Annotated in this window: 26 protein-coding genes; 15 read left to right on the forward strand and 11 right to left on the reverse strand. The window is 49.2% G+C overall.

Translation table 11 applies throughout. From position 1 onward, the window contains the following. Entirely contained in the window at positions 1 to 411 is a 411-nt protein-coding gene (gene fliS / locus B4923_RS04980; RefSeq protein ID WP_109053261.1) for a flagellar export chaperone FliS, read from the forward strand. Positions 412 to 515: 104 nt separating this feature from the next. Continuing rightward, a complete protein-coding gene (gene fliT / locus B4923_RS04985; RefSeq protein WP_109053262.1) occupies positions 516 to 887 on the forward strand; it encodes a flagellar protein FliT in 372 nt (123 codons plus the stop codon). Positions 888 to 1,128: 241 nt separating this feature from the next. Here fliT and fliE read toward each other — a convergent pair whose 3' ends face one another. Then, on the reverse strand, positions 1,129 to 1,446 hold the full coding sequence (gene fliE, locus B4923_RS04990) for a flagellar hook-basal body complex protein FliE (protein WP_109053263.1): 318 nt from the start codon (positions 1,444 to 1,446) through the stop codon (positions 1,129 to 1,131). A 241-nt stretch (positions 1,447 to 1,687) separates the two neighbouring features. Here fliE and fliF point away from each other — a divergent pair, with 241 nt between their 5' ends. The 13 genes from fliF (at position 1,688) to fliR (ending at position 12,646) form a co-directional block, all read left to right on the forward strand. Then, a complete protein-coding gene (fliF, locus tag B4923_RS04995; RefSeq protein WP_109053264.1) occupies positions 1,688 to 3,400 on the forward strand; it encodes a flagellar basal-body MS-ring/collar protein FliF in 1,713 nt (570 codons plus the stop codon). After that, positions 3,397 to 4,389: a flagellar motor switch protein FliG gene (fliG, locus tag B4923_RS05000; protein WP_109053265.1), complete on the forward strand. Its 993-nt coding sequence runs from the start codon at positions 3,397 to 3,399 to the stop codon at positions 4,387 to 4,389. The genes fliF and fliG overlap by 4 nt, the downstream gene beginning before the upstream one ends. Continuing rightward, positions 4,382 to 5,089 (forward strand): flagellar assembly protein FliH, encoded by a 708-nt coding sequence (gene fliH, locus B4923_RS05005; protein WP_109053266.1) that lies wholly within the window; start codon positions 4,382 to 4,384, stop codon positions 5,087 to 5,089. The genes fliG and fliH overlap by 8 nt, the downstream gene beginning before the upstream one ends. After that, positions 5,089 to 6,468: a flagellar protein export ATPase FliI gene (gene fliI, locus B4923_RS05010; RefSeq protein ID WP_109053267.1), complete on the forward strand. Its 1,380-nt coding sequence runs from the start codon at positions 5,089 to 5,091 to the stop codon at positions 6,466 to 6,468. The genes fliH and fliI overlap by 1 nt, the downstream gene beginning before the upstream one ends. Continuing rightward, on the forward strand, positions 6,465 to 6,902 hold the full coding sequence (fliJ, locus tag B4923_RS05015) for a flagellar export protein FliJ (protein ID WP_109053268.1): 438 nt from the start codon (positions 6,465 to 6,467) through the stop codon (positions 6,900 to 6,902). Before fliI ends, fliJ begins: the two co-directional genes overlap by 4 nt. Positions 6,903 to 6,906: 4 nt before the next feature. Beyond that, positions 6,907 to 8,319 (forward strand): flagellar hook-length control protein FliK, encoded by a 1,413-nt coding sequence (locus B4923_RS05020; RefSeq protein WP_245929494.1) that lies wholly within the window; start codon positions 6,907 to 6,909, stop codon positions 8,317 to 8,319. A gap of 154 nt (positions 8,320 to 8,473) precedes the next feature. After that, a complete protein-coding gene (gene fliL, locus B4923_RS05025; protein ID WP_109053269.1) occupies positions 8,474 to 8,953 on the forward strand; it encodes a flagellar basal body-associated protein FliL in 480 nt (159 codons plus the stop codon). Between the two features lie 5 nt (positions 8,954 to 8,958). Continuing rightward, on the forward strand, positions 8,959 to 9,969 hold the full coding sequence (fliM, locus tag B4923_RS05030) for a flagellar motor switch protein FliM (RefSeq protein ID WP_109053270.1): 1,011 nt from the start codon (positions 8,959 to 8,961) through the stop codon (positions 9,967 to 9,969). Beyond that, positions 9,962 to 10,378 carry a flagellar motor switch protein FliN gene (gene fliN, locus B4923_RS05035; protein ID WP_109053271.1) on the forward strand — a complete coding sequence of 139 codons (417 nt, stop codon included), beginning with the start codon at positions 9,962 to 9,964 and terminating at the stop codon, positions 10,376 to 10,378. The genes fliM and fliN overlap by 8 nt, the downstream gene beginning before the upstream one ends. Beyond that, the gene (fliO, locus tag B4923_RS05040) at positions 10,379 to 10,789 is read left to right on the forward strand and encodes a flagellar biosynthetic protein FliO (RefSeq protein ID WP_245929495.1); all 411 of its coding nucleotides are present in this window, start codon (positions 10,379 to 10,381) and stop codon (positions 10,787 to 10,789) included. 50 nt (positions 10,790 to 10,839) lie between these two features. Beyond that, positions 10,840 to 11,565, forward strand: coding sequence for a flagellar type III secretion system pore protein FliP (gene fliP, locus B4923_RS05045; protein ID WP_170116015.1), 726 nt, complete (start codon positions 10,840 to 10,842; stop codon positions 11,563 to 11,565). Between the two features lie 26 nt (positions 11,566 to 11,591). Beyond that, positions 11,592 to 11,861 carry a flagellar biosynthesis protein FliQ gene (gene fliQ, locus B4923_RS05050; protein WP_109053273.1) on the forward strand — a complete coding sequence of 90 codons (270 nt, stop codon included), beginning with the start codon at positions 11,592 to 11,594 and terminating at the stop codon, positions 11,859 to 11,861. Positions 11,862 to 11,863: 2 nt separating this feature from the next. Further along, the gene (fliR, locus tag B4923_RS05055; RefSeq protein ID WP_109053274.1) at positions 11,864 to 12,646 is read left to right on the forward strand and encodes a flagellar biosynthetic protein FliR; all 783 of its coding nucleotides are present in this window, start codon (positions 11,864 to 11,866) and stop codon (positions 12,644 to 12,646) included. Positions 12,647 to 12,740: 94 nt separating this feature from the next. Here fliR and flgL read toward each other — a convergent pair whose 3' ends face one another. The 10 genes from flgL to flgC form a co-directional block, all read right to left on the reverse strand. Further along, positions 12,741 to 13,706: a flagellar hook-associated protein FlgL gene (flgL, locus tag B4923_RS05060; RefSeq protein WP_109053275.1), complete on the reverse strand. Its 966-nt coding sequence runs from the start codon at positions 13,704 to 13,706 to the stop codon at positions 12,741 to 12,743. Between the two features lie 45 nt (positions 13,707 to 13,751). Then, entirely contained in the window at positions 13,752 to 15,398 is a 1,647-nt protein-coding gene (flgK, locus tag B4923_RS05065) for a flagellar hook-associated protein FlgK (protein WP_109053276.1), read from the reverse strand. 113 nt (positions 15,399 to 15,511) lie between these two features. After that, on the reverse strand, positions 15,512 to 16,480 hold the full coding sequence (gene flgJ / locus B4923_RS05070; protein ID WP_109053277.1) for a flagellar assembly peptidoglycan hydrolase FlgJ: 969 nt from the start codon (positions 16,478 to 16,480) through the stop codon (positions 15,512 to 15,514). Beyond that, entirely contained in the window at positions 16,480 to 17,589 is a 1,110-nt protein-coding gene (locus tag B4923_RS05075) for a flagellar basal body P-ring protein FlgI (protein ID WP_425428586.1), read from the reverse strand. Before B4923_RS05075 ends, flgJ begins: the two co-directional genes overlap by 1 nt. Before the next feature lie 10 nt (positions 17,590 to 17,599). Beyond that, positions 17,600 to 18,319 carry a flagellar basal body L-ring protein FlgH gene (locus B4923_RS05080; protein WP_109053279.1) on the reverse strand — a complete coding sequence of 240 codons (720 nt, stop codon included), beginning with the start codon at positions 18,317 to 18,319 and terminating at the stop codon, positions 17,600 to 17,602. Between the two features lie 36 nt (positions 18,320 to 18,355). Beyond that, positions 18,356 to 19,138, reverse strand: a complete 783-nt coding sequence (flgG, locus tag B4923_RS05085) for a flagellar basal-body rod protein FlgG (protein ID WP_109053280.1) — start codon at positions 19,136 to 19,138, stop codon at positions 18,356 to 18,358. Between the two features lie 20 nt (positions 19,139 to 19,158). After that, positions 19,159 to 19,914, reverse strand: coding sequence for a flagellar basal body rod protein FlgF (locus B4923_RS05090; protein ID WP_109053281.1), 756 nt, complete (start codon positions 19,912 to 19,914; stop codon positions 19,159 to 19,161). Between the two features lie 21 nt (positions 19,915 to 19,935). Then, positions 19,936 to 21,138 (reverse strand): flagellar hook protein FlgE, encoded by a 1,203-nt coding sequence (flgE, locus tag B4923_RS05095; protein WP_109053282.1) that lies wholly within the window; start codon positions 21,136 to 21,138, stop codon positions 19,936 to 19,938. A gap of 75 nt (positions 21,139 to 21,213) precedes the next feature. Then, the gene (flgD, locus tag B4923_RS05100) at positions 21,214 to 21,888 is read right to left on the reverse strand and encodes a flagellar hook assembly protein FlgD (RefSeq protein ID WP_109053283.1); all 675 of its coding nucleotides are present in this window, start codon (positions 21,886 to 21,888) and stop codon (positions 21,214 to 21,216) included. 11 nt (positions 21,889 to 21,899) lie between these two features. Then, complete coding sequence (gene flgC, locus B4923_RS05105) at positions 21,900 to 22,304, reverse strand: flagellar basal body rod protein FlgC (RefSeq protein ID WP_109053284.1); 405 nt, start codon at positions 22,302 to 22,304, stop codon at positions 21,900 to 21,902. Positions 22,305 to 22,307 lie beyond the last annotated feature (3 nt).

Raw genomic sequence — 22,307 nt, forward strand, 5'->3', positions numbered from 1 at the left:
ATGTCGACAATGTACGGTTCTCAGGCTTATGCCAAAGTCGGGTTGGAAAGCAACGTAATGAGCGCCAGCCCGCATAAACTGATTACGCTGCTGTTTGATGGCGCGCTGAGTGCGTTGATGCGCGCTGATATTTTTATCCAGCAAGGCGATACCGTTGCCAAAGGCAATGCCATTACCAAAGCAATCAGAATTATCAACAGCGGACTGCAGGCTTCTCTGGATATGCAAAAAGGCGGGGAAGTCAGCCAGAATCTGGCTCAATTATACGATTATATGGTCAGAAAGCTGCTGCACGTTAATTTATATAATGACCGTGAGACACTCGCTCAGATTACCGAGTTACTACGCGGCATCGCCGACTCATGGAAACAAATTGGCGAGGATGCGCCGGGTCAGGCAAAGGCAGGCTAATCTCTGGCGGGGTTTAATAATCCCCCTTGCCGCTGCCAAAATTGATCCATCAGTCATCTTATTCGTTCCTGTAACTTTATTGCGTTTTGCACAAGGAAAATGTAATGCACGTCAGTCAATCCATGCTGAGCGGCTATCAACGTATACTAAATCTTAGCACCGACATGCTTCAACTGGCGCAGCAGGCTGACTGGGAGAAGTTGATCGAACTAGAACAGCAGTACGTTAGTACAATCAATGAACTGCCCATCGACACCAAAGAACAGCCCTATTCTTTGACGTTATCCGAACAACAGCAGATTCAGGACTGTCTGCAACAAATACTACATAATGAGAGTGAAATCAGTCGGTTACTTAAAGCACGAATGGAAGAGTTAAAAACGTTGATTGGGACTTCATCGCGGCAAAAATCCGTGAATCAGGCTTATCATAAATTTGCCGATGATGAGTCCATGTTGCCGGGGGATGTTAGCTAAGAAAACCAATACGTTAATGGTAAAAGGATCCTCGGTTAATCATCCAATCCATGGGGCTTGCCCCCAGGTTGTGTTCAAAAAACACTCCACATGTTTTTGTGTGCAAGAACAGCGAAGTTGGCAGCTAAGATGGTTCACGTAAGAACGACAGCGCCGGGCTAATCGTAAAGTTGCGACAGCCTGAAACATTGATTGCTATATTTTGGTAACACGGTGTAGTCGGATAATACAGATGCTGGTATTACACCGTCATATTCATGATTTCCTGATAAGCCGAAACCAGTTTATTTCTTACCTGAATGCCCATTTGTAACGAAAGAGAGGATTTTTGCAAATCAACCATCACATCGTTGAGCGCGATACCTGGCTTGCCCAGTTCAAAATCCTGCGCCTGAGTGCGGGCCGTCTGTTGCTGTGTACTGATTTTATCAAGAGCGGATTTCAGCTCGGCGGCGAATCCGCCACTGCTTACATCGGATGATACGCTGCCCCCCGCCTGTGCCTGTACTGCTGTTGCCTGCAACTGCTGCAAAACGGACTCTATACCCTGAATTGACATGTTATTACCACGACAGAATAAATGATGATGGAACCATATCAGATTCCCGCTTCTTCTAACGCGCTAAATAGCTATAAAAAACACAGCTAATTCAGCCATCGAATGTGTACTTCCAAGGAAATAATGTCATTCCTCCCTATTGGAGGCAGCCATTGTTGATGCGAGTAACGTCATTGCTCATCAGGGAGTCTGTTTTGTTGTTACTAATAATTATCAAGATGTTTACCATCAGGAATATTGCATGAGCACCGTGAAAAGCAACCCACTCTCAAAAGGTAGTGATGGATTGACAGCGCTGCTCAGCCGTTTACGGGCTAACCCCAAAATACCGTTATTGATAGCATCCGCTGCTGCTATCGCCATTATTACCGCGCTGGCCTTATGGGCAAAGAGTCCAGACTATCGGGTATTGTACAGCAATCTGAACGATCGCGACGGTGGCGCCATTGTGCAGCAACTGACGCAGATGAATATCCCTTATCAATTTGCTGACGGCGGCGGCGCGTTATTAATCCCAGCCGACAAAGTGCATGAAACCCGCCTGCGTCTGGCACAAGCCGGGTTACCCAAAGGGGGAGCGGTTGGATTTGAACTGCTCGATCAGGAAAAGTTTGGCATCAGCCAATTCAGTGAACAGATTAACTACCAGCGTGCGCTGGAAGGCGAGCTATCCCGAACGATTGAAACACTGGGGCCGGTACAAAACGCCAGAGTCCATCTGGCCATGCCGAAGCCATCGCTGTTCGTGCGTGAACAAAAAGCGCCTTCAGCATCCGTCACATTGAGTCTGCATCCGGGACGAGCGCTGGACGAAGGGCAAATTAATGCCATCGCCTATATGGTATCCGGTAGTGTTGCCGGTCTGCCGCCTGATAATGTCACCGTGGTGGACCAGAATGGCCGTTTGCTGACGCAATCCGATGGAACCGGTCGCGACCTGAACGCTGCCCAGTTGAAATACACCAATGAAGTGGAGGGTCGTTATCAGCGCCGTATCGAAGCCATTCTGTCTCCGATGGTCGGAGCAGGAAATGTTCACGCGCAGGTAACCGCTCAGCTTGATTTTGCCAGTCGTGAACAAACTGACGAGCAGTATCAGCCTAATCAGACGCCGGAAAAGGCCGCAATCCGCTCACAGCAACTCAGTCAGAGTGAACAACGCGGCGGACCGAACTCAGGAGGCGTGCCTGGAGCATTGTCCAACCAGCCGGCCCCTACCCCTGTCGCGCCGATTACTGCGCCCGCCGCCAATGCAAACAATAATGCTGGCAATCAAGCCGGGCAGAATCAGGCAGGGCAAAATAACGCAGCAACCGCACAAACCGGCACCAACATCTTGCCTGGCAATACCCGTCGAGACGAAACCACCAACTATGAAGTGGATCGTACTATCCGGCATACGAAACAGAGTGCGGGAACCGTACAACGCCTGTCGGTAGCTGTCGTCGTCAACTATCTGCCAGCGGGCGAAGATGGCCAGCCGGTAGCCTTAACCGAAGCTCAGTTGAAACAAATCGAGGATCTGACTCGTGAAGCCATGGGGTACAGCAGTGAACGCGGCGACTCCATTAACGTGGTCAATACCCCCTTCACTCAGTCAACCGAAGGCGGCAGCGAACTTCCGTTCTGGCAGCAGCAGGCTTTCTTCGATCTGCTGATTAACGCCGGCCGCTGGCTACTGGTATTGATTGTCGCCTGGATATTATGGCGCAAACTGGTTCGTCCTCAATTGCAGAAAAGAACCGTATCAGCAGAGATGGCGGCAGCAGCGACTGCGGCAGGAATTAATGATGACGTGGTTGTTAAACTGGGCAGAGATGAACTGGAACAACAGAAGAAATCGCAACAACGTGTTAGTGCTGAATTGCAAAGTCAGCGCATCCGAGAGCTGGCCGAAAACGACCCTCGCGTTGTCGCTTTGGTAATCCGTCAATGGATGGGTAGTGAACTATGAGTCTGACCGGAACAGAAAAAAGCGCCATCTTATTGATGACGATTGGCGAAGATCGCGCTGCGGAAGTGTTTACTCACCTCTCTACGCGTGAAGTTCAGCATCTCAGCGCATCCATGGCAAGTATGCGTCAGGTTTCTCATCAACAGTTGACAGAAGTGCTGAAAGAGTTCGAAACGGATGCCGAACAATATGCCGCACTGAGCGTAAATGCGGGCGATTATCTGCGCTCCGTGCTGGTTAAAGCCTTAGGTGAAGAACGCGCCTCCAGCCTACTGGAAGACATTCTGGAAAGCCGCGAAACCACATCGGGTATGGAAACCCTTAACTTTATGGAGCCACAAAGCGCAGCCGATCTTATCCGTGATGAACACCCGCAGATTATTGCCACCATTCTGGTGCATCTAAAACGCGCTCAGGCAGCCGATATTCTGGCTTTGTTTGATGAGCGTCTGCGCAACGATGTCATGTTGCGTATTGCCACCTTTGGCGGGGTGCAGCCTGCCGCATTGGCCGAACTGACCGAAGTGCTTAACGGTTTGCTTGACGGACAAAATCTCAAACGCAGCAAGATGGGGGGTATTCGCACCGCCGCGGAAATTATCAACCTGATGAAAGCGCAGCAAGAAGAAGCGGTTATTGAAGCCGTGCGAGAATTCGACAACGAGTTGGCACAGAAAATTATCGATGAAATGTTCCTGTTCGAGAACCTGGTCGATGTGGACGATCGCAGTATTCAGCGTTTGCTGCAGGAAGTGGAGTCCGAATCGTTGCTGTTGGCTCTGAAAGGTGCCGAAGAACCACTGCGCGAAAAATTCCTGCGCAATATGTCTCAACGTGCCGCCGAAATTTTACGCGACGATCTGGCCACTCGCGGACCGGTGCGTATGTCGCAGGTTGAAACCGAACAGAAAGCCATTCTGCTTATCGTTCGTCGCCTGGCCGACAGTGGCGAGATAATTATTGGCGGCGGTGAGGATACCTATGTCTGACGCCCTGAACGATCAGCCATGGCAACGCTGGACACTGGACGACTTCGCCGTGTCGCCAGCCTCGTTGGCGCCAGAACCGCCATCCAGCGAATCGGACGAGCAAACTGATGCCGCAGATGTTGTTGCCCAACCGGTTGATGAGTTACAACTATTGCGCGAACGGGTTCAGCAGGAGGCGCATCAGGCGGGGTTTAAGCAAGGACAAAAACAAGGATACGATGCTGGCTATCAAGCCGGGTTAGAAGCCGGCCAGCAGCAGGGGGTGATAGATGCCCAACAGCAACAGCAGCCGCTGACCAATCAGTTGCAACAGATGGTTACGGAGTTTCAGCAAACGCTGGATGCGCTGGACAGTGTTATCGCAGCCCGGCTGATGCAGTTGGCATTGACGGCAGCCAAACAAATTATAGGACAGCCGCCGGTCTGTGACGGCACCGCCCTGCTCAATCAGATTCAGCAATTAATTCAACAGGAACCGATGTTTAACGGTAAGCCTCAGTTACGCGTTAATCCGGCCGATCTCGAACGTGTCGAGCAGGTTCTTGGCCCAACACTGAGTCTGCATGGCTGGCGACTGCTGGCGGATAGCCAGCTTCACCCCGGCGGATGTAAAGTCAGTGCTGAAGAGGGCGATCTCGATGCCAGTCTGGCGACCAGATGGCATGAACTATGCCGTCTGGCGGCTCCGGGAGAATTATGATGACGCTGCGCCTCTCTCGCTGGCTCTCTTCACTGGATGTGTTTGAAAAACGCATAGCCAGTACCCCGACGATACGCCGCTATGGCCGGTTAACGCGTGCAACCGGGTTAGTTCTCGAAGCAACAGGTCTGCATCTGCCATTAGGTACAACCTGTTTGATTGAGAGACAAAATGGTCATCAGACTGAAGAAGTTGAAAGCGAAGTGGTTGGCTTTAATGGTCAGAAACTGTTTTTGATGCCACTGGAAGAAGTCGAAGGTATTACCCCGGGCGCGCGTGTTTATGCCCGGCAAACGCCAGAAGGTAGCCCGCAGGGAAAACAACTTCCGTTAGGGCCAGAACTGCTCGGGAGAGTGCTGGACGGCGGCGCCAAACCCCTGGACGGTTTCCCTGCTCCGGAAACAGGCTATCGCGCCCCGTTGCTCACCGCCCCCTTCAACCCATTACAGCGCACACCGATTGAACATGTGCTGGACGTTGGCGTACGCGCCATCAACGCGCTGCTGACCGTTGGCCGCGGCCAGCGCATGGGACTATTTGCCGGATCCGGCGTGGGTAAAAGCGTACTGTTGGGGATGATGGCTCGTTACACTCAGGCCGATGTGATCGTCGTTGGTCTGATCGGTGAACGTGGACGGGAAGTTAAAGATTTTATCGAAAATATCCTCGGCGCTGAAGGACTGGCTCGTTCGGTGGTCATTGCCGCGCCGGCGGATGTTTCTCCTTTGCTGAGGATGCAAGGCGCAGCCTATGCAACACGCATTGCTGAAGATTTCCGCGATCGGGGACAGCATGTATTGCTGATTATGGACTCCCTAACCCGCTATGCCATGGCCCAGCGTGAAATTGCTTTGGCAATTGGAGAACCTCCGGCAACCAAAGGCTATCCCCCTTCCGTTTTTGCCAAGCTCCCCGCGCTGGTAGAGCGTGCAGGTAATGGTATACATGGCGGCGGTTCTATCACGGCATTTTATACCGTGCTGACCGAAGGGGACGATCAGCAGGATCCCATAGCCGATTCAGCGCGCGCTATCCTCGACGGACATATTGTTCTGTCGCGTCATCTGGCCGAATCCGGACATTATCCAGCCATTGACATTGAAGCATCGATCAGTCGCGCCATGACAGCCCTGATCGATGAACCCCACTACGCAATGGTTCGTCAGTTTAAACAATTGTTATCCAGCTATCAGCGTAATCGCGATCTCATTAGCGTGGGGGCTTATGCCAGCGGCAGCGATCCCATGCTGGACCGGGCAATTCAACTGTACCCGCAAATGGAAGCCTTTCTGCAACAAGGTATGTTTGAGCGTTGCGATTATGAAACGGCCCGGCAGCATCTGGCCATACTTTTCCAGACAGATAAGGGCGCGCAATGAAAAATGAATCGCCAATGGAAACATTACGAGATCTGGCACAAAAAGATGCGGATGAAGCAGCTGTTTTACTGGGAAAAGTTCGTCAGTCGCATATTCAGGCGCAAAAACAGCTCGACATGTTGCTACAATATGAGGACGATTATAGGCAACAGTTGCAGAATAATCTGGGAAAAGGCATTAACTCTGGCAACTGGCATAATTATCAACAATTTATACAAACGCTTGAAAAAGCGATTGAACAACATCGACAACAACTGGCATTGTGGAATCAGCGCTTACAGCAGGCAATCCAGGCCTGGCAAGCCAAACAGCAACGTCTGAATGCTTTTGTCACATTGCAGGAACGAGCCACACAGAAACTTTTGCGACAGGAAAACCGTCTCGAACAAAAACTAATGGATGAGTTTGCACAACGTACTTCGTTGAGGAAATAATGCTATGAATCTGTCTACTGTCACAATGATTACTACAAATGACAATCAGCGTATCGAAAAAAGCGTTGTGAATGGTGGTATTCCCGATCTTCCTGTACAAGAGCAAAATTTCGATCAGGTTCTTGCCTCTACGCTGACCAATAGTCAGAAAACAGCATTGAAAGAAGAAACAACCCCGGAGAAAAACCAGTCGGACAACGCAACGCCGCAGAATCTGGATACGACTCAGGCCATCGACGACGCCGATCAGACATTACAGGAGGTCGCGTCGGAAAATATATCCTTCCATAAAACGAAAAAATCATCATCGGATGAGACGTCTGATTTTAGCAATGCAGACGGCGTGATTTCTTTTGTCGCCGCCGATCTGCCGACTGAACAACAGATAATTTTACCCCCTGATATCAACCCAACAGTATCAGCGGACGACCAGAATCTATCAGCAGCGGATGAAGCGACCCGACTGTTAGTCTCGTTGATTCAGGCCAGTCAGTCTACTGGGAATACGCCAGTGTCTACTGCCAGTGGTACAGTCGCCAACGAAACCAGCGTGAAAAATGAGTTGGCTACACCGTCACCAATCCTGACAGCGCTGACGCAGGCAACAACCGCATCGACCGCGTCAACAGATGAGAGCGATCTTCTATCAGATGATAATACGCAAAATACGCTATCATCGGCTGCCACGACATCCCAGTCTAAATCTTCGTTCTCAAGCCGCAGTCTATCTGAACAGAATGAAACCGTCGCTGATTTAAAAACTCGTGCACAGGCCATTCACCAAGAGACTTCACGCCGGGACGAATCCGGCGCTTCGTCATTCACACCGGCTAATCAGCGCGATGGGTTATCTGCCAGCACTCAGTCATTATCGGCGATAAACGTTGCAGTACAACAGCCCGTATCCGTTAGTGCGCAGACACCGGTAATTCAAACCAGCGCATCAATTGCCCCAATGGTAACCGCACAAATCAACGCTCAATTGGGCAGTGGCGAATGGCAGCAGGCTATCAGCCAGCAGGTGATTATGTTCACTCGTAACGGTCAGCAAAATGCGGAACTCCGTCTTCACCCGCAGGAACTGGGAGCGCTGCAAATCAGTCTTAAGCTGGATGACAATCAGGCCCATCTGCATCTGGTCTCGGCAAACAGCCAGGTGAGAGCGGCGATGGAAGCGGCGCTTCCTCATTTGCGAACTTCGATGGCGGAAAATGGCATAAACTTGGGCCAAGCCAGTGTGGGTAGCGATACCTCCCCTGGATGGCAGCAACAGGCACAGCAGCAATCCCAGAATAGTCATACCGCTGAGCAAAATATACTTAATGATGCCAATGGGACGCAGTCAAGTCCGATCGCTCCCGCTTCGGTAATAGCCAGCGCGGGGCCTCTTTCTGGTAGAGTGGATATTTTTGCCTGATCTGTGTGAGTAAACGCACAAGTTAACGTGATTTTCTTCGTCTATTCATCCTATTGATAGCTGGAATTGACGGGATAATCAATGATATTACGCATTAATTCAGGGCAATATATTCTGCACTGGATATCAATAGTAACAGGAATCATCTTTAGCTATGTCTGAAAATGCACTCCCGTCAGGACGCAAGCGCACTGTCTGGCTTATAGTTGTGCTTACTATCATATTCGCTGGCGGCACAGCAGCAGGCGTGAGTTGGTGGTTTCTTCATCAGCAAAAAGCAGCCTCTGCCGTGCAGGAAGCGCCGCCTCCACCAGAACCGGTTTTCATGCCGTTGGATACTTTTACCGTTAATCTGGTCAACCCCGATAACGATCCTGACCGGGTGTTGTATGTCGGCTTTACTTTGCGCTTGCCGGATGAGGAGACGCGCAAACAGTTAAATAACTATTTGCCAGAGGTGCGCAGCAGGCTGCTGTTGCTGCTTTCCCGCCAGAGTGCGATCGAGTTGGCTCAACAGCAGGGAAAACAGAAACTGGTGGAGGACATTAAACAGGTTCTGAGTACACCACTGGTTCCTGGTCAACCGAACCTGATCGTCACTGATGTTCTGTTCACTGCTTTTATACTGCGATAAATATTATGGGCGATAGCATTCTTTCTCAGGCAGAAATTGACGCACTACTGAATGGTGACAGCGACGGAAGTGAAAAACCCGACGTAGCGGTTGGCGTCGACGGTGAGGTCAAACCCTACGATCCCAATACACAACGCCGCGTCGTTCGGGAACGTTTACAGGCGTTGGAAATTATTAACGAACGCTTTGCCCGCCAGTTTCGCATGGGGTTGTTTAACCTGTTAAGGCGAAGCCCGGATATTACTGTTGGTGCGATAAAAATACTCCCGTATCATGAGTTTGCCCGCAATTTGCCGGTACCGACCAATCTGAATTTAATTCATTTAAAACCGCTTCGCGGCACGGCTCTGTTCGTATTTTCGCCAAGTCTGGTATTTATTGCGGTCGACAACCTGTTTGGCGGTGACGGACGTTTTCCAACCAAAGTTGAAGGGCGTGAATTTACCCACACGGAACAGCGGGTCGTAAAGCGTATGTTGCGTCTGGCGCTGGAGGCTTATGGTGATGCCTGGAATGCAATCTACAAACTTGATGTCGAATACGTCCGCTCCGAAATGCAGGTAAAGTTCACCAATATCACCACCTCACCTAACGATATTGTAGTGACAACACCTTTTCATGTTGAAATTGGTTCTCTGACTGGGGAATTTAATATCTGCATTCCTTTCGCGATGATTGAACCTCTACGCGAACTGCTGGTTAATCCCCCGCTGGAAAACTCACAGCAGGAAGATAGAAGCTGGCGTGAGACGCTGACCAAACAGGTACAGCATTCAGAGCTGGAGTTGATAGCTAATTTTGTTGATATTCCTTTACGCCTGTCGCGCATACTTAAATTGCAGCCCGGCGATGTATTGCCAATTGATAAACCAGAAAGATTAATTGCCCATGTGGATGGTGTTCCTGTTCTGACTGGTCAGTACGGAACCCTGAACGGGCAATATGCTTTGCGTATTGAACATTTAATTAACCCCATATTGAATTCTCTGAATGATGAGGAACAGCCCCATGAGTGACAACAAGAACCCGTCCGAAGAAAAAGAATCAGTGGACGATCTGTGGGCTGATGCATTTAACGAGCAACAGGCGGCAGAGAAAAGCGTATCCAGTAGTACCGATGGTGTTTTCAATGCGCTGGATGTACAAGAAGGTATCGGTTCGTTGCATGACATCGATCTTATCCTGGATATCCCAGTTAAATTAACTGTTGAACTGGGTCGCACCAAGATGACCATTAAGGAGCTGCTGCATTTGTCACAGGGTTCTGTTGTAGCCCTGGATGGACTGGCTGGCGAGCCTCTGGACATTCTCATTAACGGGTATTTAATTGCTCAGGGAGAAGTCGTCGTCGTGGCTGATAAATATGGTGTCCGCATCACGGATATTATTACTCCTACTGAACGTATGCGTCGCCTGAGCCGTTAAATGTTAACCTCGCTTTCATCATCTTCTCAGACCACGCTGTCGAGTGTAACGACTGAACCGCCTCTGACTGGCGGTATGCTGCTGACACAAGTCAGCAGCGTGCTTGGCGGGATCCTGCTGTTTATTCTTTTGATTGCCTGGTTTATGCGTAAACTTGGTTTTGCCCCGCAAGCAAAATCAAACAAATTACTCAAGGTGATTTCTGCATGCCAGGTTGGTCAGCGGGAAAGAGTTGTCATTGTTGAAGTTGATGATAGTTGGCTAGTACTAGGAGTAACCACTCAAAACGTTACTCTGCTGCACACGCTGCCTGCTCAGCCACATGATATGCCCGAATCCGGACAGACAAAGCCAACGGAGTTTGCCCGTTTGTTACAAAAAGTATTAAAACGTCCGGGAAAGCCGGAATGAATAGGCTCCAACGCGTATCATCCTGTTTATTAAAAACGTCCCGCTTGTTGATGTATCCGATCGTGGGTAGTCTACTGTTTCTGACCCCTTCTGTTTTTGCGCAGTTACCAGGGTTAGTCAGTCAGCCACTGCCAAATGGCGGACAGAGCTGGACGTTACCCGTTCAGACACTGGTTCTACTGACATCGCTGACATTTATTCCGGCAGCGCTGCTGATGATGACCAGTTTCACCCGAATTATTATTGTACTCAGCCTATTACGTAATGCGATGGGTACCCCCTCAGCCCCTCCTAATCAGATATTACTGGGGCTTAGCCTTTTCCTGACATTTTTTATCATGTCACCGGTACTGACCAAGGTTTACCAGGATGCCTACCTTCCTTTCAGTCAGGATGAAATCAGTATGGAAGTGGCTCTTGAACGTGGCTCCCAACCTTTGCGCGAATTTATGCTACGCCAAACGCGCGAAGCCGATTTGGCCCTTTTTACGCGGCTGGCCAATATCCCGGCTCCGGAAGGTCCGGAAGCCGTTCCTATGCGGGTATTATTACCCTCTTTTGTAACCAGTGAATTGAAAACCGCTTTTCAGATCGGCTTTACCGTATTTATTCCTTTTCTTATTATTGATTTAGTAGTTGCCAGTGTTCTGATGGCACTGGGGATGATGATGGTGCCACCGGCTACGGTATCGCTTCCGTTTAAACTGATGCTATTTGTTCTTATTGACGGTTGGCAGCTCCTCTTAGGTTCCCTGGCACAGAGTTTTTATAGTTGATGTAAAAAACAGTTTGGGGAAAAACCATGACACCTGAATCAGTAATGGCTCTCGGTTACGAAGCAATGAAAATCGCGTTGTTACTGGCTGCGCCACTTTTGCTTTCGGCGCTGTTTAGCGGATTGGTGGTTAGCCTGCTACAGGCCGCAACGCAAATTAATGAAATGACACTCTCTTTTATTCCCAAAATATTGTCCGTATTTGTTACCATTCTCATCGCCGGCCCCTGGATGCTTAGCGTGATCCTTGACTATATGAGAACACTTTTCAGTAACCTGCCAACCCTTATCGGTTAGCCATGATCGAATTTGACAGCCAGTCTTATAGTGAATGGATGGTGCAATATTTCTGGCCTTTTGTCAGGCTGCTGGCACTAGTGGCAACAGCGCCCATACTTAGCGAGCGGGAAATTAACTTTCGGGTAAAAATTGGTTTGTCTCTGCTGATAACTTTTCTAATCGCCCCTCATATCGAGCTGAATTCAACACCCATTTTTTCCGCGGCAGGAATCTGGTTACTCCTTCAGCAATTGATCATTGGTATTACCTTAGGGCTAACCATGCAGCTGGCTTTTGCTGTTTTTCGGATCGCCGGTGAAGTCATTGGTCTACAAATGGGATTATCTTTCGCTACTTTTTTCGATCCGTCAGGCGGCCCGAATATGCCGGTGTTAGCCAGATTTCTGAATCTACTGGCGATGTTGTTGTTTCTTACCTTTGATGGGCACCTGTGGCTTATTTCCTTACTATCCGATAGTTTTCATACCCTGCCCATTAGCAGCGGGCTGTTAGATACCAATGTTTTTCTGTCAATAGCCAGAGCCGGGAGCATCATCTTTATTAATGGATTAATGCTGGCCCTGCCCATCATAACGTTATTACTGATGATTAGTCTGGCGCTCGGTATACTAAACCGTATGACTCCACAGCTATCCGTCTTTGTTATTGGTTTTCCCGTCACGCTGACTATAGGGATATTTACCATCGGGTTATTGATGCCCTTGATTGCCCCTTTCGCCGAACATATATTTGGTGAAGTCTTCGATTTATTGGCAAATATATTGTCAGACTTGTCGTCTTGATAGTCATTAGCGTAAAAAAAATGTGTGTCATCATTAACGATGGCACACATAAAAAATGTGTCCGGTTTTAACACATTTAAATCACATAGAGGCTCTATCCATTAATCTGGAATAGTGATAAATCTTTCATGCCAGAGAAGGCTTGCAGCGCAGCCTGTAATGTTGCCTGTTGCAAAATATAGTCAGAATAGGTTGAGATCAGATCAGCGCCAACTAATGAATACATCCGGTCCGAATATAAAATATCCCGCGAACTACCAATGGTACTCAGCGTAGTCAATTCGTTAACTTTACTCCCCACCTCGGCCTGCACGGTGAGTACATTATCCAGCGAATTACTGAGCCCGCGATTAGCTTTGTCTATCAGCGCGGTATAGGCCTCGGTATCGGCATCCGTGCTTTCATTCAAAGGCATATTCAGGGCTTCCAACGCATAATCAATGGTATTAAATATATTGCTTTCGCTGGTTGAACCATCAGGCTCAGTGGTAAAACCTGCCGCCAGCGTCATAAATACGCTACTGCCTGTATTACCGGTGGTCAGCGTACGGCTTGAATCCACTTTCAAGCTTATCGCCGTATCGCCACCAACATAGCTAACTTTACCATCGTCATCGACGGAAAAAGGCGCACTATCCGTTGCATAACCGGCGAAAATGTAATTACCATTGCTGTCCGTCGTGTTGGCCAAAGACACCAGCTGATCTTTTAATCCCTGTAATTCCGTCGCCATTGACTGGCGATCCGCATCACTGTAGGTGGTATTACCCGCTTTCACCACCAGGGTCTGAATGCTTTGTATCACGTCCACAACCTGATCCAGCACCGTGCCTTCCAGATTCAAACTATTTGTTGCACTCGAACGAGCCGCAGTATATTGACTGCTGGCAGCCTGGGCCTGCGCTAAAATAACTGCCTGGGAAGCGGCAATCGGATCGTCCGATGGTGCATTAACGCGCTTCTCCGATGCCATCTGTAGAGCCGTATTCTGGAATTTACTATTTACCTCATTGATATTTTTAATCAACGTTTGGTAACTGTTTATGGTGCTAAGACGCATGGGATCGTCCTCTTGCTAAATTTATGCCATACATGGGCGGATTAATCAGTTCACTGCCGACAGTAATGAATCAAAAATAGTGTTTGCTGTAGACAATACCTTCGCATTGGCAAGGTAATACTGTTGATAACGTGTCAAATCAATGTATTCTTCATTCAGTTCAATGCCTGAAATAGACTGCTGCTTCGTGGTAAGCTGATCAACAATATTGGATTGAACCGTACTATTGGTTTTCGCGCTTTGTGCCTTGACGCCAATATCACTGACTAAAGACGCGTAGGCATCATTAAAGGTGGCATTGCCGGCGATCAGGTTTTGGTTTTGCAAATCCAATAATTTCAATGCGTTGCTATTATCGCTTTCACCGCCGCCGCTACCCGCAGCAATCAGAGCGACATCCGTTATTCTGACAGATAAACTGTTAATAACATTGCTCACTGTATTGACGAGAAAACTGTCATTTGCCGACGCATCGCCATCCACAGTAATAATCAGCCCATCAAAACTTAATGTTGTATTGCCGTCACCGTCGGTGTCGACAGCCGCCGTTACACTGGCATTATCGGACACACGAATCACCTTCCACGCAGAGCCATCATAGCTCAATGAATAATCACTGGCCTTCACCGCGCTGGTATCGGTATAGGCAGCAGACAAGATGGCAGTGCCGTCGTTCTTCGTGTTGCTTACTACATCAGGTGAAGAAAAACTGAAGAAATCGGTTCCTGCTCCACCCTTTAAATCCACCCCAGCACTGTGCTGAGCATTAAAACTATCCGCCAGAGTTAGCGCAATCAACCCTAGTTGATTGCGTGCACTGTCCAATACGTCACTACGAAATGATAATAATCCACTAATACTGCCGCCAGTCAGCGTATCTTCATTTATCTCAATCGGATCGCCAATACCGTTATCATAGGCAATCGTGATTCGAGATGTATCGGCACTGGAACTCACCGCAACTAACTGATAAGCCGTATTACCCTGAACCAGAGTTTGACCATTTGAAAGACTGACATTAATGACATTACTGTCCTGAGTGCTGACCGTTACGCCAACCAGTTTATTCAAGTTATCAATTAATAGATCGCGTTGATCCAGCAGGTCATTTGCCGAAGTCCCGCTGCTGCCCAGACGGGTTATTTGCTGGTTGATATTGGCAATTTGGGTGGCGTAGTTGTTAACCAAATCACTATTTGTCGACAGTTGCTGGTTAATCGCGCTATCCATATCGCGAAGGTAGGTATCCGCGCTGACATACTGGTTTACCAGACTTTGCGCACTGCTGATTATTGTCTGACGAGCTGAAGTATCACTGGCATTTTCCGTCAATGACTGTAAACCGGAGAAGAAAGAAGACATCATAGTAGAAAGGCTGCTTTCACTATCGGAAAGCAGGTTATCCACCTGAGAAATTTGCTCATAATAGGCATTAATCGACTCGTAGCTGGCCGTCGCTGAACGCAATTGTGCAACAACCAGAGCGTCGTATGCACGATCAACCGTCAAAATCGTCACACCAGTACCTACCGAGCCATAGCTGGTCATCGTTCCCGCGCTTTCCGCCAGTTTGACACTCTGCCGGTTATAGCCATCGGTATTAGCATTAGCGATATTATTTGATGTGGTACTCAACGCAAGATTTGCCGCCTTCAGTCCTGAAGATGCAATATTAATCAAAGAACTGGCCATTATATTTCCTTCTTCTGCCATCGGGGAGACCCGATAACGTTTCGTCTACTCTATTTATCGGCGTCCAGGAATGAAACTTGAGGGGAAGCTCAGGTAAAGATTGTGATAAAAAATTAAAATAAGGTGTTTAAATCGTGCGTATAAACCCGCGCCGCTTTCTGGGCAGAACTACGAATTTGTTCAATAATTTGAACCAGTTTCTCGCCATATTTCGGATCTGTCGCATAGCCTGCTTTCTGTAAAGCATAGGCCGCCTGCTCCGCGCTATTTGCATCCAACACGTCTTTGTAGCGAGCGTTTTTTGTCAGTAGAGTGATATAGTCATTCAATGCGTGCAGATAGGAATCGTACACTCTGAAATCTTGCATTAGCTTATAAGATTGACCATTCTTATATTCGGTGGTCATGACAGACGTAATCTCGCCGTCCCAGTTACCGCCGGCTTTCACCCCAAAAATATTGTGGCTGGTTTTGCCGTCATTGGTCATGATTTCTCGTTTTCCCCATCCTGACTCCAGCATCGCCTGAGCCATAATAAGTTGATGCGGTATACCACTTTGCAAGCTGGCTATCATGGCCGGGACAGACAGACGATCAGCAAAAGACCCATTGGTCGCCGAATAACCGGCGACTGCATTTTGCTTCGCGGCAGTTTCCGACTGTGTACGACGCAGGAATTCACCAATAAGGGCCGGCGGCATGGCGGCACTCGCCAATCGTTCCTGCCCCAGCGGCATGGGGGTTTTGCCAACCTGTTCGTCTGGCTCCGTCGCTGCGTGTTGGCTCAATTGTTTGACCATCATATCTGCCAGCCCCAAACCTTTTGCCGACAAATTTTGAGCTATTTGTTGATCATACAAACTAGTATACATACGCGTTTGATCACTGCTCAGGAGACCATCCTGAGGTAGCGTATTACGCATACTCTTCAACATCATATTGACGAATAGTCCCTCAACCTGCTGAGCCACTTTGTGCAATGATCCCGGCGTATTCTGTACCGCCTCACGGCGCAATCCATTCAAGGATTGCACATCGTAGGCCGCAGAGGCCTGATCCATCAGGTTGCCAGACGGTAACATCAGATAATCTCCACTTCCGCTTTCAAACAGCCCGCACTATGCATTGCCTGTAGAATCGACATCAAGTCCATTGGCGTTGCTCCCAGTGCGTTCATTGCCCGCACCACATTATTTAAATTAGCGCTGGCATTAATACGTTGCAGGGATCCTCCCTCCTGCCGAACAGATATTTCCGTCTGCTGCGTTACAACTGTCTGCCCCCCCGCCAAAGGCGTATTGGGCTGGCTAACCGCCTGTTGATTATCGACGACAACAGACAGGTTACCCTGAGCCACAGCACAGGAATCCAGCATAACATTCCGGTTCATGACAACAGATCCGGTACGGGAATTGATAATAACTTTGGCATCAATTTCCCCCACGTCTACATGGATATCCTGTATTTGTGCCAGGAATCGAACCTGCTGGGCATTATTTTGCGGCAATACGACTTCTACCGTACGACCATCCAGCGCCTGAGCGCTACCAACGCTATTCTGACGGTTGATAGCGTCACTGATACGTTGCGCGAGACTAAAATTTTCCTGTTTCAGTTGCAGGCTAATCCGGTTCGAATTACCAAATGTGCTGGGAAGCTCTCTTTCAATAATCGCCCCGTTATTTATTCTGGCACCGGAAAGTTGGTTAACCTTAACCTGGCTTCCACCAGATGAAGCCCCGGCCCCGCCCACCAGCAAGTTACCCTGGGCCAGAGCATAAACCTGGTTGTCTACTCCCTTCAGTGGCGTCATCAACAGCGTTCCGCCCCGCAGACTTTTAGCCGATCCGAGGGAAGAAACGACTACGTCAATTTTTTGTCCGGCACGGGCAAAAGGCGGGTAGTTAGCGGTTACCATTACTGCGGCAACATTCTTCAGCTGCATATTTGTTCCACTGGGAACGGTAATACCTAGCTGAGAGAGCATATTGATCAGACTTTGCGTGGTAAAAGGGGTTTGGGTTGTCTGATCGCCCGTTCCATCCAGACCTACCACCAGACCATAACCAATAAGCGGATTATCTCGCACGCCTTGAATGTCAACCAAATCACGCAACCGCTCTGCCGTTGCGGATGAAATCAACGTCAGAGTAAAAAGCGCGCACATCACCAGTTGACGATACATTGACATAATTAACCTCTTAGAACGGTGCAATGTTAAGGAAGAATCGTTGCAGCCATCCCATGTTCTGCGCTTCGTTAATATAGCCTTTACCAACATATTCAATTCGGGCATCGGCTACCTGGGTTGATACAACAGAATTACTTCCGGTGATTGTCCTTGGATTTACTATGCCGGAAAACCGAATATATTCAGCACCCTGGTTAATAGCTATCTGCTTTTCTCCTATCACTTTCAGATTACCGTTGGTCAGAACATCACTGACTGTCACGGTGATCGTTCCTGAGAACGTATTCTGCGCACTGGCCCCGCCGGCTCCTTCAAAATCACTCGTGCCCGATGCTGTCAGGTCAGCTTTGCCATTGCCAAGCAGCCCGTTTAATGAACGCGGAACCGTCGTCAACCCAACGGATGAAGAACCATCACGGCTGGCATTCGCCGATGAGCTTTTACTTGCGCTGACATTTTCCTGCAAGGTAATGGTCAGGATATCCCCAACGTTCCGGGGCCGACGATCTTCAAATAATGGCTGATAACCATAATTCATGGGCTGCACGGACTGGAAAATAGAACCGTTGGTGGCATACAACTGAGCTGGCGCAGGCGATGCGCTGGTTTCGCCATCCACCAGAGACTTATGCGGGATGTATGCACACCCGGTCAAAATCATCATCGCCAGTAACGGCCAGCTTAGTCGCCTTTTCCACAATAAAGGCTTTGAAGTCCAACAACACAACATGCTTAACCTTATGTTCTCTTTATGCCAGGGATTAATTCAGAGCTGTGTTAAGCGTTGCAACATAGCATCGGAGGTCGACACGGCTTTACTGTTAATTTCATACGCCCGCTGAACCTGAATCATATCAACCAATTCCTCAGCAACATTGACGTTTGAGGTTTCAACGTAGCCTTGATACAGAAGCCCTGCGCCATTTTGCCCTGGCGTAGATTCGGTTGGCGCACCGGAACTTTCCGTTTCCTGATACAGATTCTCGCCCAGACTTTGCAGCCCGGTAGGGTTAATAAATGTACTGAGCGTCAGTTGCCCAACCTGGCTGGCCGCCGTTTGTCCCTGTAGTGTTACGCTGACAATACCATCACGGGCCACCGTCATGGTTAAGGCGGTGTCCGGTATGGTAATTGCTGGCTGTACCGCATAGCCGCTGGATGTTACCAATTGACCGTTGGCGTCAAGTTGAAAAGAACCATCGCGCGTGTAAGCCGTGGTGCCGTCCGGTAACTGAATCTGAAAAAAACCCTGACCGTTAATAGCAACGTCCTTGCTATTTTCGGTTTGCTCCAGGTTGCCCTGACTGTGTAAACGTTCAGTCGTCACAGGACGAACCCCTGTACCCAATTGTAAACCGGAAGGTAGCGTGGTTTGTTCCGATGACTGAGCCCCCGGCTGACGAACGGTCTGATAGAGCAGATCCTCAAATACCGCCCGCTGCCTTTTAAACCCATTAGTGCTCACGTTCGCCAGGTTGTTAGAAATAACATCCATATTGGTTTGCTGAGCATCAAGCCCGGTTTTGGCAATCCAGAGAGAGCGGATCATAGTATTTCCTTAATAAAAAATTAGCTGACGGATAGCAACTGGTTAGCGCGTTCGGCATTTTGATCAACGCTGCTGATAATCTTCATTTGCATTTCAAAACGACGGGAATTGCCAATCATGTCCACCAGGGAATCAACCGTATTCACATTGCTTCCTTCCAGTACCCCAGGCATGACCCTGACCGCGTCATCGTTCGGCAATTCGTTACCTACTTGCTGGCGAGCCGCATCAGTCAGATGGAAAAGGCCATCGTCACCACGGACCAACTGCCCCGGCTCTGAGGCCACTAACTTAAGTGCGCCCACCTGGGCAATCGTGTTGGGGTTATCACCATCACCCAGTGCGGAAACCGTACCATCCGCCGCGATAGTAATACTCGCCTGGGTGGGCACAGCCAGAAGGCCACCGTCACCAACGACGGGATAGCCCTGAATCCGCAATTGTCCTTCGGCATCAAGCTGTATGGCGCCATTGCGTGTATAGGCCTCTTCACCATTGGGCAATTGCACGGCCAGCCAGCCCTGATCTTGCAGAGCAACATCCAGAGAACGCGCCGTATAATTCAACGGCCCCTGAGACATATCTGCCGTCGGTGTTGATGCCACTACCAGCGTTCGCGTTTGCAACGACGGCCCTTCTACCGGAACCGCGCGCATGGCGCTTAGCTGCGCCCGAAAGCCTGGCGTGGATGAATTAGCCAGATTATTGGCAATGACAGAATGCTGCTCCAGCGTTTGACTGGCAGCTCCCATAGCCGTGTAAATTGCGTGATCCATAAAGCCATCCTGTACGTTTTATTAGCGCAGGTTCACCAAGGTGTTCAGAATGGCGTCCTGTGTTTTAATCGTCTGTGCGTTCGACTGGTAGTTACGCTGAGCGACGATCATATTGACCAGTTCTGAGCTCAGGTCGACGTTTGACGACTCCAGCGCACCGCTGGTGAGTGTCCCGAATACCCCGAGCCCCGCCGTGCCCACAATCGCCGCGCCTGAAGATGAGGTTGATGACCAGACATTATTCCCTTCGGATTTCAGGCCCTGCGGATTGGCAAAGCTAGCCATGACGATCTGGCCCAGCAGCTGAGTTTTCCCGTTGGAATAAGTGCCAGTGATAGTGCCATCGTTATTAATGGTATAAGAAGAGAGGCTGCCAGCCGTATAACCATCCTGATCTGAGCTGCTGATACTGCTGGCGCTGGCGCTTTGCTGAGTGGTGCCGGTAAACGAAATAGTGAATTCATTATCCGCTGAACCGTTAATTCCATTGGTTTCCACGGTCAAATCTGCTCCCGCGATTAACCGACCGCTGGAGTCAAATTCCAGCGTACCTAAATCCTGGGTTGTTGCACTCGCATCACTGCTGTCAATGCCGTAAACATCCCAATTATTATCTGCCGTTTTAACAAAATACAGGTTAATGTTATGGGTATTACCCTGGCTGTCATAGGTGGTCAGCGTACGCGAATAGCTATAGGTGCTGGAATCCGTTGCATCAAACGCTGCGGTAATCGGATCGGCGCTGGAGTTCAAGTTCAGCACCATGGAAGCGCTGCTGGTGGCCTGAGCAGCGATATCGCTGGAAGAAATATTAAGAACCGTAGGTTCGGCACCCGTGTTAATGGTCGGCGGCGTCCCCGTTGTCGCATAGCCTGTCAGATAATAACCACTGCTGTTGATAAGATTGCGCTCGTTATCCAGTGAAAGTTCTCCGTTTCGCGAATAGTAAACCGAGCCATTTTCGTCAACCATCCGAAAAAATCCGTTTCCCGCGATAGCCACGTCCAAACCACGATCGGTAGACTCAACCGTACCATCACTAAAGTCCTGACTGACCGATGCGATTTTGACCCCCAGACCAACCTGAGAGGAAGCAAAAATATCGGCAAAAGATACCGATGCCGATTTAAAACCCGTTGTTTCCGAGTTAGCGATGTTGTTACCGATCACATCCAGGTTGCTGGACGCTGCATTTAAGCCACTAATTGCCTGTGAAAAACCCATAGCCGGGTACCTCTTGAATAAAGTAAGTTACGCAAAGCGCTATAGATATCTGCACCCAACGTAGAGAGTTAGAAATTAAATAATCTGCTTAACATCGCTAAGCGTTGCGGTTCCCGACAGGCCCAAATTGAGCGTGGCTGTGTCTGAACTCGTATTAACACCGTAAACCAGTGCATATTTAAGCGGTGTAGCCACCACGCTGCTTCCGGATGACGATGTGGCTGTCACCGTATAGGTATAGCTGCCTTCAGCAACGGCGGCGCCGGTATCATCCGTACCATCCCAGCTGTATGTCTGAATACCCGCACTTTGCTCGCCTAAATTAACAGTACGTACCGTGCTGCCACTCGAATTTTTAATGGTCACCGTGACATTGCTGGCTGCACTGTCCAGTTCGATGCCAAAAGGCGTAACCGAACTACTTTCCCCAACCACAATGTTATTGCCCGAGATAAGCACGCCATGGCCAATCAGCGTTGAGGCCTGTAATGCCTGGCTCGTGTCCAGTTGCCCGGAAATAGATCCCAGCGTGGTATTCAGTTTTTCAATACCGCTGAGCGTACTGATTTGCGCTAACTGGCTGGTGAGTTCGGTATTATCCATAGGATCGGTAGGATCCTGATTTTTCAATTGCGCCACCAGTAACGTCAGAAACTCACTTTGGAGATCCTTGCTACTGGATGTTGATGACGATGTTGTGGTAATCGTACTGGAATCAGTTGACTCATTAACTGAAATAGCAATGCTCATATTCCCTCCGGTTACTGCCCTAATGTCAGCGTTTTTTGCATGAGTGTTTTTGCCGTGTTCAAGACTTCCACGTTAGCCTGATAGCTTCTAGAGGCTGAAATGGAGTTAACCATTTCGGCAGTAACATCAACATTCGGCATACGAACATAACCCCGTTCATCAGCAAGTGGATTACCAGGTTGATAGACCAGTTTGTCGGGTGACGGATCTTCAACAACACTCTCTACCTGAACGCCACCGATGTCCTGACCAGCAGGCGCAGCCACTTTAAACACCACCTGTTTGGCTCGGTATGGCGTACCATCAGGGCTGGTGATACTGTCAGCATTGGCCAGGTTACTGGCGCTCACGTTCATACGCTGGGACTGCGCCGTCAGTGCCGAACCTGAAATTTCAAAAATATTAATTAATGACATAAG

Source organism: Brenneria roseae subsp. americana (genome assembly GCF_003115815.1).
Taxonomy (GTDB): Bacteria; Pseudomonadota; Gammaproteobacteria; order Enterobacterales; family Enterobacteriaceae; genus Brenneria; species Brenneria roseae.